Below are 15,430 nucleotides of genomic sequence, written 5' to 3'. Positions count from 1 at the left end.
CAGCTTTCAAGCCACTTCAAGCAAGGACTACATCATGAGCAAAACCGTCGAGTTCTTCTTCGACCTGGGCAGCCCCGCCAGTTATCTGGCCTGGACCCAGCTTCCGGCGCTCTGCGCCCGTTGCGATGCGCAACTGCTGTACCGCCCGATGCTGCTGGGCGGGGTGTTCCAGGCCACCGGCAATGCATCACCGGCGATGGTCCCGGCCAAGGGGCGCTACATGTTCGTCGACCTCGCACGCTTTGCCGAGCGCTACGCTGTGCCGTTTGGCCTGCCAGCGGGGTTCCCGCTCAATACGCTGCACCTGATGCGCGCGGTGATAGGCACCCAGCTGCATGAGCCGACGCGTTTCGAGGCGCTACTCAAAGTGCTGTTCGAGGGGCTTTGGGTGCACAAACGTAACCTGTCCGATCCGGCGGTACTGGACCGAACGCTGGCCGAAGGCGGCTTCGACGCTGCGTCGCTGCATGACCTGGCCGCCCGCCCCGAGGTCAAGCACGCCCTCAAGCACGCCACTGAGCAGGCGGTGGAACGCGGCGTGTTCGGGGCGCCGACGTGTTTCGTCGGTAATCAGATGTTCTTCGGCCAGGACCGGCTAGATTTCGTCGAGCAGGCCCTGGCCGGTTAGCGCCCGCTCGATCTGGCGGCGTTCCCAAAGGCTCAAGTGGTCCACCGGGTTGGTGCCGTAGCGTGGCCAGTCGGCCTGGCTCGCCTGGCACCCGTCGGGGCGGGTGGCCTCGGTACAACTGGCCAGGCCTTCGTCATCGATCAGCAGGACGAGCTGCCAGCCGCCGATATGCACTTGCCAGATGCCACCCGGCATTTGGGCAAGCACCTGCAACGGCGCGACGCCCAAGGCGGCGTCACGCAATTGCTGGTAGGTTTCGCGGCTGCTGATGCCTGGCATGGCCGATCAGAAGTTCGCCGGGGTGTTGGCGCTGATGATCTCGGCTTCGTCGGGGCCGATGTTCTTGAAACTGTGCGGCAGGGTGGTGGGGATGTAGTAGCCGTCGCCCGCATTAAGAATGCTGACTTGGCCATCGACCCACAGTTCCATGGTGCCACGGGTGACCAGGCCGCACTCTTCACCTACCGAGTGCACGATCGGCTCGCCGGAGTCCGCGCCAGGCGCATACAGCTCGCGCAGCATACGCATCTGCCGACCTTCGACGCTGGCGCCGACCAGCAGCATGCGCAGGCCATTGCGGCCCAGGTCCGGCTGCTCAGCGCCACGGAACACATAGCGCTCTTCACGCACCGGCTCGTCGAAGCTGAAGAACTCCGCCAGCGACATCGGAATGCCTTCGAGCAGCTTTTTCAGCGAACTGACCGACGGGCTGACGCGATTCTGCTCGATCTGCGAGATGGTCGAGTTGGTCAGGCCGCTGCGGCGGGCCAGTTCCCGTTGCGAGAGGTTGTTGCGTTCACGCACCAGTTTGAGTCGTGTCCCGGTGTCCATAGCCGCCTTGTTTGCAGAGGTGTCAAAAATAATGGGCGACGCATTAAAACACACTCTGCACGCCTTGCGCCCCTGTGCGTCAATGACGCCGGTCAGGCGGCGCCGGCCACAGCCCCAGCACTAGCAACAGGGCGGCCACGGCCATGAACGGCAGGCGTGGGTCGAGGGCGTACATCAGGGTGCCGGCCAGTGGCCCGATCACCGCGCCCAGGCCTTGGGCCGCGCTGACCGAACCTGCGGTGGCGCCCTGTTCATGGGCGTGCATGGCGTTGGCGGCCAGCGCCGAGAATGCCGGGAACACGAAACCCATGCCAAACGCCGCGACAGCGAAAGCGGCCCATAGCCATGCCGCACTGGCGGCCAGCGAGGCGCAGGCAAAGCCCAGCGCGGACACGCAAGCACCGACCCGGATCATCTTCAGCGGCGGCCATTGGAGTCGGCGCAGCAGCACCTGGGCCAGGATCAACGCGCCACCCACGGTGGTCAGCGCGATACCGGCAGCTTGTGCGGCCTCGGCGGCGGGCAGTTGCAGGCGGTCGAGGGCGAAGAAACCCACCACGATCTGCGACACGGTCACGCTGAGCATGGCGCTGAAGGCTACCAACAGCGGTCGACGTAGACGCGGATCGCGCAGACGTACCGGGCTGGGTTCATGGCGCTGGGGCAGCGGTTGTGGTTTTAGCGTGAGCAGCAGCACCACGAATGCTGTGGCCGGCAGCACTGATAAGACATAGAACGGCAAGCTCAGGCTGTAGCGCGCCAACAGCGCCGCCAGTGCCGGGCCCAGCACCATGCCGACGGCGTTGGCTGCTCCCAGCGACGCCATGGCCCGGGCGCGCTGTCGTGGCTCGATATGGTCAGCGATCAGTGCGTTGCCGGCCACCGGCAGTGCCGCATAGAAGGCGCCGATCAACCCACGGCTGAGCATCAGGCCGACGAACGCCACGCTCGCCCCTGGCAACCAGCGCAGGGCGCCGTCGATGAACAGGCACAAGAGCCAATAGGCCAGGGCGTATCCTGCGCTGCCGAGCAGCAACATCCGGCGCCGCCCCAGGCGATCGGCCAGGCGTCCCCAGGGCCGCGCCAGCAGCACCCACACCACCCCGGCCACGGTGACCGCCGCCCCGGCTTGCCAGGTGGCCATGCCCAGCAGGCGCGCGATCGGGCCGATCAGCGCGACGAAGGCCATCATCGACAGCGTGCAGGCCATGTTGACCAGCAACAGTGGCCGCAGGTCCAGGGTGCTGTGCGGGGTGAAGGTGGCAGGGTCCTGTGCAACGTTCATGGGCAGTCCAGGCAGTTGGGCGAAAGCGCCTCGAGGCTGGCAATAGTGACAGTTATCGGGGCTTTGCGCCTGGGCGGATTCACCCTCGGCGCTGCAACGGGCCTGGCCACATGCTGCGCATCACCGCGTCACGCCGTACCAGTGCATGCGTCAAGGCAGCACCCACGTGCGCTAGCACCGTGGCGAACAGCACATACCCGGCCCAACCGTGCGCCTGGCGCAGCACAGCGTACAACTGTAGGTCGTGCGGCGCGATGGCCGGGAGTTGGAGTGGGCGAGGGTAGCCACCGGCCGAGAGCATCGCCCAGCCCAGCAATGGCATGCCCAGCATCAGCAGGTACAGCAGCAGGTGCGAGGCCGCTGCGATCCGCCGTTGTGCGCTTGGCAGCTCGCGGGGCAGCGCTGGGTGGCGCAGCGTCAGGCGCAGGACGATGCGTAAGACCACCAGGGCCAGCAAGGCAAGGCCGGTGGCCTTGTGCAGTTCGATCAGCAGTGTGTGGCGGGGCGACAGGTCGCCGACCATGCTTACGCCGATGAACAGCATGCCCAGGATCAGCACAGCCATCAGCCAGTGCAGCAGCCGGGCCAGAGGGTGAAAAGCGGTGACGCTCATGGTTGGGCTCCTTCCAGGGCTTCATGGCTGCGACGGTTGAATGACACGGAATAGGCGGCCGAACGGGCGGCGAGGATCGGGTCGGCAGACGGTTCGATGCCGTGGGGCAGGATCAACGGGTCGAAGTTCAGGTCACGGCACGCGCCTTGCTCGGGGGCGTCCACCTGCTGCAACACCAAGGTCCCGGCATCGATTGTGCGCCGCTCGGTGGGCCAAGGGCGGGCCGGGTCGTCCACCGCATCGCCAGGTTCGGCGAGGGTCAGGCGCAGGGTCCAGCGTAGCGGCCCTTGATCCAGGCGTTGCTTGAGGTCGTGTTGCAGGTACAGCGTATCGTTCACTTGGGCGGGCAATGCCACGAAGGGGGCCTGCGGCAGCAGTGCCCAACGCACCGGCTGAGCGTGGCCCTTGGCATCGATCAGCTTGAAGGCGTTGATGCTGTGGTACGCCGTGCTGGCGAAGCTGTCGCTGGCTTGGTAGCCCGCCGCCCACTGGCGAAACGCCGCGCTTTCGGGGTGTGCGGCGAAGAACGCCTGTATCTTGCCGGGGTCCGGCTTGCCGGTGCTTGGGTCCGGGGTGCTGGCCAGTACCTGGTCATAAAAGCCTTGCACGGTGCTGACTGCCAGCACCGGTGGGGTATTCATGCCGGTGCGCCAGACCTGCCCGTCGTCGGTGCTCAGTTGGATCGCCAAGCTGCGCACGGGCACGGCGGTGTCGGCAGCGAAGGGATTGGCGCCGCCGATGGCGAAGCGGCCGATCACCGGCACTTGCTGCTGGCTGAAGACCCGCGCGCTGGAGAGCTTCGCCGCCTGGCCGCTGGCTTGGAAATAACCGCTGACGCACAGGCCCTTGGCGTGGTTCTTGCGATAGCCAGGGTGCTTGCCGGCCTGGGCTTCGAAGGTATCGATGATGCGCTGTGGGGTGAGCGTGGGGGTGCCGATCCAGCCTGCCGCGTAGGCAAAACCTGCGCCCAGGGCTGCGAGCGTGGTGCCGATGGCGGCCAGGCGTAGGGCCTTGGCCGGGCCGTTCAAAGGAGTGTTCATCAGGCCATCCGTTAACGTGCAAATGAGCTGGTACGACGCAAGGGCGGCGGATTTATTCCCAAGTGGTGGAATAGATTTCGCACCAGCGCGTCTGTCTCTTACACTGACTGCCCACTGGGGTCTGAGCATGCAGGAACTGGACGATCAACACTGGCGCGAACTGCTGCAAAGGCTACGCCGTTTCGCCGTGTGGCTGAGCCGTGATGCGGGCGCTGCCGACGACCTGGTGCAGGCCACTGTCGAACGCGCCCTGGGCCGCTGGGGCCAGCAGCGCGATAGCGAGAGCCTGCGCCCATGGCTGTTCACTATTCTTTATCGGCTGTACCTGGACGGCAAACGCCGCGAGCGCCTGCACGCGCGCTGGCTGAACTGGTTCGGTCGGGCCCAGGCTGAAGAGCCTTGCGGCGCCGACACCGAAAGCATCGTTATGGCTCAGGCTGACTTGCAGGCCTTCGCGCGCCTGTCGGCCGAGCAGCGTGCGCTACTGCTGCTGGTCAGCGTCGAGGGCCTGAGCTACAAGGAGGCCGCCGACGCCCTGGGCATTCCCATCGGCACCGTGATGTCGCGTCTGTCGCGTGCGCGGGCCGCCTTGCGCGAACTGACCGAAGGCCGCCCCTCATCTACGGCCCTGCGGAGACTCAAATGACCCCCCAGCCCCCCACCGAATACGAACTGCATGCCTTCGTCGATGATCGACTTGAGCCGCTGCGCCGGGCGCAAGTCGAGGCCTGGCTTGCCGCCAATCCACAGCAGGCGGCGCAGCTTGAGGCTTGGCGCAATGATGCGCGGCGCTTGCGCGCGGCCCTGGCCGGGTTTGCCGAGCAACCCAGCGACCCGGCTTTGGACCTGGCGCCATTGCGTCGGCGCCTGCGCCAGCGGCGTCAGCGGCGCCTGGCGACGGCCGCCGTGCTGCTATTGGCGGTGGGCGTGGGCGGGCTGGGCGGTTGGCAGGCCCGCGAGGTGACCTTGGTCGCCCGCGAACTGCCCATGGCCGACGCGGTCCAGGCGCACCGGCTGTTCGCCGACGCCCGCGCACTGGATATCCAGGCCAATGACCCTGCGCGCCTGCAAGCCTGGCTGGGCCGGCATTTCAATCGCGTGGGACGTCTGCCTGACCTGACCGGCTATGGCTTACAGCCGGTGGGTGCTCGGTTGCTGAGCAACGAAGCGGGGCCGGCGGCCCTGCTGGTGTTCGAGGATCGCGACGGGCAGCGGGTGAGCCTGTTCTTGCGCTCGCCCGGCGAGCGTTTCGAGCGCATGCCCAGCGGGCAGCGCACCGATGGCCAGTTGGAGGCGCGCTATTGGTCGCATGGCGACTACAACTTCGCCTTGGTCAGTGCGGCGCACGACCAGCGGGGAGAGTCGTTGCGTCAGGCATTGAACCTCAGCCTTTGACTGCGAGCGGCAGGTGCCCACGGAAAAATGGTCGCTGACGGACGTGTTGTGGTCTGGGAAAGACCTGTCGTGCCTGTAGGCGTCCAGATGTCTGGATCGCGCCATTGGCGATGCAGGAATGTGACTACGTTGATGGCCTGACAGCGCCAGGTCTGCATGCACACGCAGGTCTTGCGCATCGACGTCCCGCCACCCTATGGCGGACCTGCATCAAGAAGAAGGACGAACTGAACATGGCTCGCAATATTTTCTTCTGCATCGATTCCCATGCCTGTGGCAACCCTGTGCGCGTAGTTGCCGGTGGCGGCCCGCTGCTGCCCAACGTACCGATGGCCGAAAAGCGCCTGTTGTTCATCGAGAAGCACGATTGGGTGCGCCGGGCGCTGATGTTCGAGCCGCGCGGCCATGACGTCATGTCCGGCTCGATTCTGTATCCGCCGTTTCGCGATGACTGCGATGTGGGAGTGCTGTTCATCGAGGTCAGTGGCTGCCTCCCGATGTGCGGCGCCGGCACCGTGGGCACTGTGACCGTGGCCCTTGAGGAGGGCCTGGTGGTGCCGCGCGAGGAGGGTCGCCTGGCCTTGGAAACCCCGGCCGGTCGAGTGGATATCGAGTACCAGCGCAAGGGCGCCTTTGTCGAGCAGGTGCGGCTATTCAACGTCAACAGCTATCTGCACGCCCGCGACATCGTGATCGACGTGCCGCAGATCGGTCCGCTGAGCGTGGACTTGGCCTATGGCGGCAATTACTACCTCATCGTCGAGCCGCAACCGAACTACCCCGGCCTGGATGCCTTGAAGGCTGACGACCTGGTGCGCATGAGCCGTTTGTTGCGCGAGGCCGCGCAGCAGGTGCTGCACCCGGTTCATCCTGAGGACTCACGCATTGCCGGGGTAGAGCACGTGATGTGGTGCGACCAGCCCAAGACCCCAGGGGCGACGGCGCGTAACGCGGTGTTCTACGGTGAAAAGGCCATCGACCGTTCGCCCGGCGGGACCGGGTCCTCGGCCCGCGTGGCGCAGTTGGTGGCGCGCGGGCGCCTTCAGGTGGGCGAGACGTTCATCCACGAAAGCATCACCGGCACCACGTTTGACTGCCGAGCCGAAGCGCTGGCTCAAGTCGGGCAGTACCCCGCAGTGCGTCCGAGTGTGGCTGGGTGGGCGCGGGTGATCGGTTACAACACGATCATCGTCGATGATCGCGATCCACTGGCGCATGGGTTCCAGATCGCCTGAGGTTGGCATTGACCGTTTCCGACCGGACGTGATCTGCTCGGTAACGCACGCCCCCTTCAAAGGAAACTGAAGACCCATGTCCGAGTACAAACTGCATTGCTTCGCCGAATCTGGCAACGCCTACAAAGTCGCGCTGATGCTGGAACTCACTGGCCAATCCTGGCAGCCGGTGTTCGTGGACTTCTTCAATGGTCAAACCCGTGAGCAAGCCTGGCGCGACGAGGTCAACGAGCAGGGCGAAGTGCCGGTGCTGGAGCACGCGGGTGAACGCCTGACCCAGTCGGCGTTGATTCTGGAGTACCTGGCCGAGCGCAGCGGCCAGTTCGGCCCGCGTGATGAGGCCGAGAAGCGAGACATCTGGCGCTGGATGCTGTTCGATAACCACAAGTTCACCGCCTACTACGCGGCGTTGCGGTTCATCTATTGCCTGACCCATTCCGGTGAAACCGATGTCACGAAGTTCCTGCGTGGTCGGGCCACGGCGGCATACCGGATCGTCGATGCGCACCTGGCCAAGACCCCGTTCATGGTCGGCGGCCGCTTGACCATCGCCGACCTGTCGTTGGCTGGCTATGTATTCATGCCGGAGGACACCGGCATCGACCTGAGCGAGTTCGTCCACATTGAGGCGTGGAAGGCGCGGATCCAGACGCTGCCGGGCTGGAAGCATCCGTATGAGCTGATGCCGCGCGTGGCCGGGTAAGGGCGTCGGCGACAGCTTGCAAATTACGCCGCGTGGCCAGCAGGCTTGGGTCTAGAGGTGTTGCAGCCGCCGATAGGCATTCGGCGTCTGCCCGCTGAGCCTTTTGAAGAACCGCGCGAAGTACGTTGGGTCGCTGAAGCCCAGGCTATCGGACAGCTGCCCGATGCTCATGCGCGTGTACGCCAGGTTGCGCCGTGCCTCTAGTAACAGCCGCTGGTGAATCACCTGCAACGCAGTCTGCCCGGCCAGCGCACGGCATAGCTGGTTGAGTTGCAGGCTGGTCACCCCCAGTCGCGCCGCGAACACCTCCACCGCCAGGTGCTCGCGGTAATGCGCCTCCACCAGGCGCAGGTATTGCCCGAGCAACTGACGGTCGCGCTCGCTGCGGGTGCGTGGGGGCAGGGCATGCTGCTGGCGGCTGATCCACACCATCAATGCCGTGACCAATGCTTGCAGCAGCGCCGAGCGCGCCGGGGCATTGCCTTGGAATTCGCGCTGGAGACTGTCGATCAATGTATGCAGGTGCCGCCGGTCGCGGCCCAGTGCATAGCAGCCGGGCGCGGTCAGCACGCTCAGCGGTGCGCCCAGGCGCTGCTCAAGCTCGGCGACCAACGCGGTGCCGAAGGACAGCACGTGGCCTTGGATATCGGCGCTGAAGCGAAAACCATGCACGGTCAGTGGCGGTACGACTTGGATCGCTGCTGTGTGAATGGTGCTGCGTACCCCTTCAATCTCCACCTGCGCTTCACCGCGCTGAACGTACAGCAGTTGGAACAGTTCGGCATGTCGGTGCGGCTTGATCTCCCAGTGGTGCAGGCGGCTGCGCGCGGGGATCGACTCGCAATGCAGCAGGTCGGTACCGGGCCAGGCGTGGTTTTCGCCGTACAACTGAAATTGCGCAATGCCGGGGAGGGGGCTGGACATGAGGGTGCGCCTTGTCCGGTAATCGAACGTTTTTTCTAAAAGTGCAGTTTTTCTAGCGGATAGCACACTTTTTCGGCCTGGATGGACCGTAAAAATGCACAAGCGAACCGTAACAGCACACAGAGAAAACAACAATGAAGACTCAGGTTGCAATCATCGGCGCAGGTCCCTCCGGCCTGTTGCTCGGTCAACTGCTGCACAAGGCGGGTATCGATACGTTGATCGTCGAACGCCAGACCCCCGACTACGTGCTTGGGCGTATCCGGGCCGGGGTACTGGAACAAGGCACCGTGGCGTTGCTACGCGAGGCCGGTGTGGCTGAGCGCATGGAGCGTGAAGGCTTGGTACACGAGGGGGTGGAACTGCTGATGGGCGGTCGCCGCCAGCGTCTGGACCTCAAAGCCCTGACCGGTGGCAAGACGGTGATGGTGTATGGCCAGACCGAGGTCACCCGCGACCTGATGCAGGCCCGCCGTGAGTGTGGTGCACCGATCATCTACTCCGCCAGCGATGTCCAGCCGCATGCAATCGACAGCCCGCATCCTTACCTCACCTTCGAGAAGGACGGCAAGCAACACCGCGTCGATTGCGACTACATCGCCGGCTGCGACGGTTTCCACGGCGTCGCCCGGCAAAGCATCCCGGCGGGCGTGCTCAAGACCTACGAACGGGTCTACCCGTTTGGCTGGCTGGGGCTGTTGGCGGACACTCCGCCGGTCAATCATGAACTGATCTACGCCCAGCATGAGCGCGGCTTCGCCCTGTGCAGCCAGCGCTCGCAGACACGCAGCCGCTACTACCTGCAAGTACCGCTGGGCGAACAGGTGCAGGACTGGCCGGACACGCGCTTCTGGGACGAACTCAAGGCGCGCCTGCCCGAAGACCTCGCCGAACGACTGGTCACCGGCCCGGCACTGGAAAAGAGCATCGCCCCGTTGCGCAGCCTGGTGGTGGAGCCGATGCAGCACGGGCGCCTGTTCCTGGTCGGCGACGCCGCCCATATCGTGCCGCCCACGGGAGCCAAGGGGCTGAACCTGGCTGCATCCGACGTGAACTATCTGTACCGGATCCTGGTGAAGGTGTATCGCGAAGGGCGCACTGACCTGTTGGCCGAGTATTCACCCATGGCCCTGCGTCGGGTGTGGAAAGGCGAGCGTTTCAGCTGGTTCATGACGCACCTTCTGCATGACTTCGGCGCGCATCAGGACGCCTGGGACAGCAAGATGCAGGAGGCCGACCGGGCGTATTACCTGGGCTCGCAGGCCGGGCTCGTGAACATTGCCGAAAACTACGTGGGGTTGCCGTTCGAGACGGTGCAGTAGGCCCTGCGCACTTGCCGCTGTGGAACGCCTGCGCCCGCCGTCAACCGCGGCTGGGCGCTGGCACGATGCGGTTGAGCACGGTACTGCCGTCCTTGCTGCGGGTCAGATAGACCGGCAGCACCTTGGGCAGCGTGTCGACGAGCCGGGCCACTTCGCGGGTGTTGTAGATGCCGCTTATGCGAATCCGCGCGGTACTGTCGTCGGCCAGTAGCAGCGGCTTGTCGAGGTAGCGGTTGATCACCGGCAAGGCCTGGCGCAGGCTCAGGTTGTCCAGCACCAGCTTGCCGCTGCGCCAGGCCAGGGCATTGGCGTAGTCGTCGCTCTGGGCCAGGTGCGGCTCGAAGTCACCCTTGTCGTAGCTGGCCTGCATGCCTGGGCCCAGACGGTAGCCACCGTTGTTGCCGTCATTGCTGACCAACACCGAGCCCTCGATCAGGGTCACCTTGACATGGTCCTGGTACTTCCACACGTTGAACTCGGTGCCGGTGACTCGCGTCTGGCCGTTGCCGGCATGCACGATGAACGGATGGCTGCTGTCGTGGGTGACTTTGAAGAAGGCTTCGCCCTTGACCAGGGTGACCCGGCGCTCATCTTTGTAGTTCAGGTAGCGCAGCTCGGTGTGCAGGTTCAAGTCGACGCGACTGCCATCGCTCAGTTGTACCTGTTGCAGTTGGTCGCCCGTCTCGAAGTGCTGGTAGCTGTTGGGTAGCCAGCCTTGCTCCCAGCCGATCCAGCCGGCCACGGGCAGGACGAGCAGTGCAATCGCCGCTGCTGAGGCGAATGGCCGCCAGTGACGCGCCACAGGTTGGCGGCGCTGGGGCTTGAGTTCGACAACCGGGTGCGGGCGTGGCAACAGGTCGGCGGTCTCCCAAATCTCCAGCATGGCCTGGTATTCCTCGGCATGTCGCGGGTCAGCCGCCAGCCATTGGCCAAACGCCTCTCGCTCCAGCTCACTGCAATCGTCGGCGTGCAGGCGCATGCACCAATGCGCAGCGGCATCGGTGATGGCATCGTCTTGGCTGGGGATGAGGCGGTCCTGGTTCATTGGGGCTCCCGGTTTTGCGGCATTCTACCTCCGGGAAGGGGGGCGCGAGAACGGATTAATGGCGAATGACTATCAATTGTATGAAAAACCTTGCAGATGCGGATGGCTCTTATTGACGCAGGGCCTATGGACCCTACCTCAAAGGGGCCGGGCACCGCTTTGCGATCGTGAGCACACGAGTGTCCTGGGGGCAGGCAGCCAAGGCATCGGCGAAAGCGAATCGCCTATTTGCCAGACAGGGTACTAGCTGTGTGGCACCGCCGATCCCGTATTGCCCGCAAATTGCGCTTTCAAGTGGCCCTGGTCGTCGAGTAGCCAGGCATCCATCACCTCCCGCACCACCGGACCGGCCACGCGTCCGCCGGCCTCGCCGTTCTCGATCATTACTGCCACGACCATCGCCGGGTGATCGGCGGGGGCGAAGCCGACGAACAGGGCATTGTCGCGGTGACGCTCAAGGGTCTTGTTACGGTCGTAGCGCTCCCCCTGCTTGATCGCAACCACTTGCGCCGTGCCGCTCTTGCCCGCAATGCGATACTGCGCGCCCGCTGCGGCGGCACGGGCGATACCGCGCGGGTCGTGCATGACCATCTGCATACCCTGGCTGACCTGATCCCAGGCGCGTTTGTCGTGCAGCACGATGTCGGGCTTTGGATGAGGATCGACCGGCGTCTGGTCGCCGACGCGTGTTGCCAGGTGCGGGCGGTGCCAAACGCCTTTGCTGGCAAGCAGGCTGGTGGCTTGGGCCAGTTGCAGCGGGGTGACCTGCATGTAGCCTTGGCCGATGCCGAGGATCAACGTCTCGCCGGGGAACCAGGCCTGACGCCGAGTGGCGCGCTTCCAGGCCTGCGAGGGCATCAACCCAGGCGCCTCTTCGAACATATCCAGCGAAACCTTCTGCCCCAGGCCGAACTCGGCCATGTAGTCGTGCAGGCGGTCGATGCCGAGCTTATGGGCCAGGTCGTAGAAATAGGTGTCGTTGGAGCGCATGATGGCGGTGTACATGTCCACCCAGCCGTCGCCGCTGCGGTTCCAGTTGCGGTACTTGTGGTCATAGTTGGGCAGCTCGTAGTAGCCGGGGTCGAACACCCGGCTGCCGGGGGTGATCACGCCGCTGTCCAGGCCGGCGATGGCCACCTCGGGCTTGACCGTCGAGCCCGGTGCGTAAAGCCCACGCAGCACGCGGTTGAACAATGGCCGGTCGAGCGAGTCGCGCAGCGCGGCGTATTGCTTGTAGCTGATGCCCTTGACGAACAGGTTGGGATCGAAGCTCGGGTTGCTGACCATCGCCAGCACGTCACCGTTGGACGGGTCCAGTACCACGACCGCGCCGCGCCGGTCGCCCAGGGCTTTTTCCGCGGCCTGTTGCAGGTGCGCATCCAGGCTAAGGACGATGTCTTTGCCCGGTATCGGGTCGTGGTGGCGCAGCACGCGCATCACCCGACCTTGGGCATTGGTCTCGACTTCTTCATAGCCCACATGGCCGTGCAGTTCGTTTTCGTAGAAGCGCTCGATACCGGTCTTGCCGATCGACTCGGTACCACGGTACTCGGTGCTGTCGAGGGTCTTGGCTTCCTTTTCGTTGATGCGCCCCACGTAACCCACCGAATGGGCGAAGTGTTCGGCCAGCGGGTATTGGCGGATGAACTGCGGCTCGACCTCAAGCCCTGGCAGGCGGAATTGGTTCACCGCGATCAGGGCAATCTGCTCTTCGCTGAGGCCGACCATCACCGTGACCGGCTCGAACGGTTTGCGCCCACGGCGCAAGTCCTTGTCGAACTGGTGGCGGTCATCTTCGGACAGGCCGAGGATCTGCGTGAGGGTGTCGAGTACCTTGGCCGTGTCGCCGGCCCGCTCACGGGTCATGGTGAGGTTGAAGCTGGGCTTGTTGTCGGCCAGCACCACGCCGTTACGGTCGTAGATCAGGCCGCGCTCCGGCGCGATGGGCAGTACGTGCACGCGGTTGTTTTCCGACACCGCGCTCTGTTGATCATGCTGCAACACCTGCAGCACGTAGAGTCGGCCGACCAGTACGGCCACCAGCCCCATTACCAGTGCGGCGCAGGCCAGCAACCGGCGGTTGACCAGGCTCTTTTCCGTTTCGTGGTCCTTGAGGGGAATGGGTTGTGGCATCGGTGGCTCGGCGAGATCAGGCGTGGGGGTGGGCCGCGCTGGCAACGTCGGCCAGGCTGCGCATGCAGTCGCGTGGTAAGCCCGCTCCCACTGAAGCTGGCAAGGGTCGCGGATGCTACGCAAGCCCTGGCCATGTCTCAAGACGCTGGCGCCCGGCCAGTGGGCGCCAGCGGCGATGCGCCGCGCGATCAGGGCGCTACGGCCAAAATGAAGATTCGTTCATCTGGCCGTGGGCCTGGCTTATTTGCAGTTACCCGCTTTGCGATAGCCCGCCGCCTGCGCCTGGGCTTCGGATTCGAACGCTACTTGATTCTTGGCTGAAACCTGGCTGTAGCCAGGGCAGCCGCTGGCCAGGTGATAGACCTGGCTGTTGCGGTTGCCCAGCACGGCGCCCTGGCTGGCATTGGGGGTGGTGGAGGGCTTGCGCGGGGCGCTGGCGAGCGTGGCACTGGCGCCGGCCGGTTTGTAGCCCATGATCCAGGTGCGCTCACCGGTGACGAACGGGTTGTGGTGGCCCATTACAGCAGCGATGCGCTGGTCGCGCTGCCGTTCCCAGGCGCTCACCGGGTATTGTTTGTTCCACGCCATCAGCACCTGCTGTTGCTGGCGCGACATGCTCAGTTGGTAGCGGTCGAACATGTAGAACGTAGTGCGCGCCACCAGGCCCTTGACCGCGTCGCGCGGCTCGGCGGTCTTTTGCACGAAGTCGATCTTGGTCGTGCACTGGCCGTATTGCTGGGTATTGCCGCTGACCATGCCGTAGTTGAAGTTGCTGCGGTCGCCATTGACCTCGCCCACGGCTGGGTAGAGGTTGAACAGGTCGGCTTCCATGGCGCGGAAGGTTGGGTCGTTGTCGACACAGGCTTCACGCCCGCCGTTCTGCCAGCATTGGCGCTGGTGCCCGAAGGTCCAGGCCGGGACGATGTGCTCCCACTCGGTGCGCTCGGCACGGGTTTGTTGCTTGCGCGCCTGCAGGCCGCAAGAGGCTGGGTCGATTCGCCCGCCGGACTTGCCTACCCAGGTCCATTTGCAACCGCAGTACAGGTCACCCTGCGCGCTGCTGGCTTGGTCGAGGTAGATCTTCTGCTTGGCGACGACCTTGGCTTCGGTGAAGGTCGCCGGGGGACTGGCGAAGGCACTGGGGAGGAGGGTGAAGAATAACGATGCCGCATACAACAGTGTTTTCATGAGGCGTAGATCAGTGTCGGAAAAAGCCGCGATTATACGCAGGAAAATCCGACTACAGGACGCGTGCTAGAAGGGTTTGGATACTGGCGCGAGTGCCATCACGCAGCCAGTCAGCGCACGCCCTGGCGTATGCCAAGGCAGGGATCGGCCTGTGCGAGGTACTAGTCATACGTAGTATGTATCGTTGTTACCGACGTTTTAGAGGGGCGCCGTCAGGCCCCATCCTCTCAACGCACTGCGGGGAAAAAATCGCCTGGCGTTACGCCAAATTGCTCGCGAAACGCGGCAATGAACGCCGATGTCGATGAATACCCTGCATTCAACGCCACTTGGGTTACTGCCGTGCCACGCCCCAGCGCTTCCAGCGCGCCCAGCAGGCGCATACGCTGGCGCCAACTGCGAAAGGTCAAGCCAGTCTCGCGCAGCAAAATGCGCCGCAAGGTTTTCTCCGACGCGCCCAGCGCCTCGCCCCATTCGCCCAGGGTGCGATTGTCGTCCGGGGCATCCTGCAACTGCCGGCACAGCTGCAACACCCGTGCATCCTGTGGCAGTGGCAGCGACAGGCTGACCTCACGCGCTGCGCGCAGTTGGTCTACCAGTACCCTGGCCAGCCGGCCATCCTCGCCGTCTTCGTCGTACTCGGGCGGGCGTGACGAGAACTGCTTGATCAGCTCGTGGGTCAGTGACGTAATCTCGATCACCCGGCAACGGCTGTGCGCCGCGTCGAACAGTTGCGGATCCAGGTACAGACCGCGCATTTCGGTGTTGGCGAAGCTGAACACCTCATGGTCCATATCCGGTGGCATCCACACCGCACGCTGCGGCGGGGCGACGAAGCTGCCGGTGGGGGTATGCACGTGCAATACCCCGCGGATTGCGTAGGACAACTGCACCCAGGGGTGGCGGTGCATGGGGGTGCGCTCCGGGCGCACCAGCGACTCGGTGCGAGCGTACACCGGGCGCGGCAAGGTTTTCAGGGCGGGAACGATGCGCTGATGAACTGTAGGTTGTCCGTTTATCGACATTTTTTGCCCTCATCCCGTTAGTCGGTTAATTCGAACATGGCTAAGGTAGGCCGGCAACCCGCA

At 64.5% G+C, this 15,430-nt stretch carries 16 protein-coding genes; 6 read left to right on the top strand and 10 right to left on the bottom strand.

Annotation, left to right across the window (positions count from 1 at the left end; genetic code table 11):
- Nucleotides 1-34 precede the first annotated feature (34 nt).
- On the top strand, nucleotides 35-628 hold the full coding sequence (locus ACNFIC_RS20470) for a 2-hydroxychromene-2-carboxylate isomerase (protein WP_138218093.1): 594 nt from the start codon (nucleotides 35-37) through the stop codon (nucleotides 626-628).
- Here ACNFIC_RS20470 and ACNFIC_RS20465 read toward each other — a convergent pair.
- From ACNFIC_RS20465 to ACNFIC_RS20445, 5 genes are all read right to left on the bottom strand, one after another.
- Nucleotides 596-907, bottom strand: a complete 312-nt coding sequence (locus ACNFIC_RS20465) for a DUF7693 family protein (protein ID WP_138218092.1) — start codon at nucleotides 905-907, stop codon at nucleotides 596-598. The genes ACNFIC_RS20470 and ACNFIC_RS20465 overlap by 33 nt on opposite strands.
- 6 nt (nucleotides 908-913) lie before the next feature.
- The gene (locus tag ACNFIC_RS20460) at nucleotides 914-1,459 is read right to left on the bottom strand and encodes a cupin domain-containing protein (protein WP_138218091.1); all 546 of its coding nucleotides are present in this window, start codon (nucleotides 1,457-1,459) and stop codon (nucleotides 914-916) included.
- A 79-nt stretch (nucleotides 1,460-1,538) separates the two neighbouring features.
- Nucleotides 1,539-2,744, bottom strand: a complete 1,206-nt coding sequence (locus ACNFIC_RS20455) for an MFS transporter (RefSeq protein WP_416781770.1) — start codon at nucleotides 2,742-2,744, stop codon at nucleotides 1,539-1,541.
- 79 nt (nucleotides 2,745-2,823) lie between these two features.
- Nucleotides 2,824-3,357, bottom strand: coding sequence for a cytochrome b (locus tag ACNFIC_RS20450; protein WP_138218089.1), 534 nt, complete (start codon nucleotides 3,355-3,357; stop codon nucleotides 2,824-2,826).
- Nucleotides 3,354-4,397, bottom strand: coding sequence for a catalase family peroxidase (locus ACNFIC_RS20445; RefSeq protein ID WP_138218088.1), 1,044 nt, complete (start codon nucleotides 4,395-4,397; stop codon nucleotides 3,354-3,356). Before ACNFIC_RS20445 ends, ACNFIC_RS20450 begins: the two co-directional genes overlap by 4 nt.
- Nucleotides 4,398-4,524: 127 nt before the next feature.
- On the opposite strand from ACNFIC_RS20445, the gene ACNFIC_RS20440 reads away from it, so the two are divergent.
- The 4 genes from ACNFIC_RS20440 to ACNFIC_RS20425 all read left to right on the top strand — a co-directional run bounded on the left by ACNFIC_RS20440 (nucleotide 4,525) and on the right by ACNFIC_RS20425 (nucleotide 7,730).
- Nucleotides 4,525-5,043 (top strand): sigma-70 family RNA polymerase sigma factor, encoded by a 519-nt coding sequence (locus tag ACNFIC_RS20440; protein WP_138218087.1) that lies wholly within the window; start codon nucleotides 4,525-4,527, stop codon nucleotides 5,041-5,043.
- Complete coding sequence (locus ACNFIC_RS20435; protein ID WP_416781769.1) at nucleotides 5,040-5,792, top strand: anti-sigma factor family protein; 753 nt, start codon at nucleotides 5,040-5,042, stop codon at nucleotides 5,790-5,792. Before ACNFIC_RS20440 ends, ACNFIC_RS20435 begins: the two co-directional genes overlap by 4 nt.
- 233 nt (nucleotides 5,793-6,025) lie before the next feature.
- Nucleotides 6,026-7,027 (top strand): 4-hydroxyproline epimerase, encoded by a 1,002-nt coding sequence (locus ACNFIC_RS20430; protein ID WP_138218085.1) that lies wholly within the window; start codon nucleotides 6,026-6,028, stop codon nucleotides 7,025-7,027.
- A 76-nt stretch (nucleotides 7,028-7,103) separates the two neighbouring features.
- Complete coding sequence (locus tag ACNFIC_RS20425; protein WP_416781767.1) at nucleotides 7,104-7,730, top strand: glutathione S-transferase family protein; 627 nt, start codon at nucleotides 7,104-7,106, stop codon at nucleotides 7,728-7,730.
- 51 nt (nucleotides 7,731-7,781) lie between these two features.
- Here ACNFIC_RS20425 and ACNFIC_RS20420 read toward each other — a convergent pair whose 3' ends face one another.
- Nucleotides 7,782-8,654: a helix-turn-helix domain-containing protein gene (locus ACNFIC_RS20420; RefSeq protein ID WP_416781765.1), complete on the bottom strand. Its 873-nt coding sequence runs from the start codon at nucleotides 8,652-8,654 to the stop codon at nucleotides 7,782-7,784.
- 134 nt (nucleotides 8,655-8,788) lie between these two features.
- On the opposite strand from ACNFIC_RS20420, the gene pobA reads away from it, so the two are divergent.
- Entirely contained in the window at nucleotides 8,789-9,976 is a 1,188-nt protein-coding gene (gene pobA, locus ACNFIC_RS20415; RefSeq protein ID WP_416781764.1) for a 4-hydroxybenzoate 3-monooxygenase, read from the top strand.
- A gap of 40 nt (nucleotides 9,977-10,016) precedes the next feature.
- Here the strand turns inward: pobA and ACNFIC_RS20410 are convergent, their stop codons facing one another.
- The 4 genes from ACNFIC_RS20410 to ACNFIC_RS20395 all read right to left on the bottom strand — a co-directional run bounded on the left by ACNFIC_RS20410 (nucleotide 10,017) and on the right by ACNFIC_RS20395 (nucleotide 15,367).
- Entirely contained in the window at nucleotides 10,017-11,021 is a 1,005-nt protein-coding gene (locus tag ACNFIC_RS20410; RefSeq protein ID WP_416781762.1) for a FecR family protein, read from the bottom strand.
- A gap of 243 nt (nucleotides 11,022-11,264) precedes the next feature.
- Nucleotides 11,265-13,154 (bottom strand): penicillin-binding protein 2, encoded by a 1,890-nt coding sequence (mrdA, locus tag ACNFIC_RS20405; RefSeq protein WP_416781760.1) that lies wholly within the window; start codon nucleotides 13,152-13,154, stop codon nucleotides 11,265-11,267.
- 240 nt (nucleotides 13,155-13,394) lie between these two features.
- Nucleotides 13,395-14,342, bottom strand: coding sequence for an endonuclease (locus ACNFIC_RS20400; protein ID WP_416781759.1), 948 nt, complete (start codon nucleotides 14,340-14,342; stop codon nucleotides 13,395-13,397).
- A gap of 227 nt (nucleotides 14,343-14,569) precedes the next feature.
- Nucleotides 14,570-15,367, bottom strand: coding sequence for an AraC family transcriptional regulator (locus ACNFIC_RS20395; protein ID WP_138218078.1), 798 nt, complete (start codon nucleotides 15,365-15,367; stop codon nucleotides 14,570-14,572).
- Between the last annotated feature and the right edge of the window lie 63 nt (nucleotides 15,368-15,430).

It is taken from the genome of Pseudomonas sp. NY15463 (genome assembly GCF_048068415.1).
In the GTDB taxonomy this organism is placed as follows: Bacteria; Pseudomonadota; Gammaproteobacteria; order Pseudomonadales; family Pseudomonadaceae; genus Aquipseudomonas; species Aquipseudomonas mosselii_C.
The sequence above is the reverse complement of the archived record's forward strand: the minus strand, read 5'-3'. Positions and strand labels throughout refer to the sequence as shown.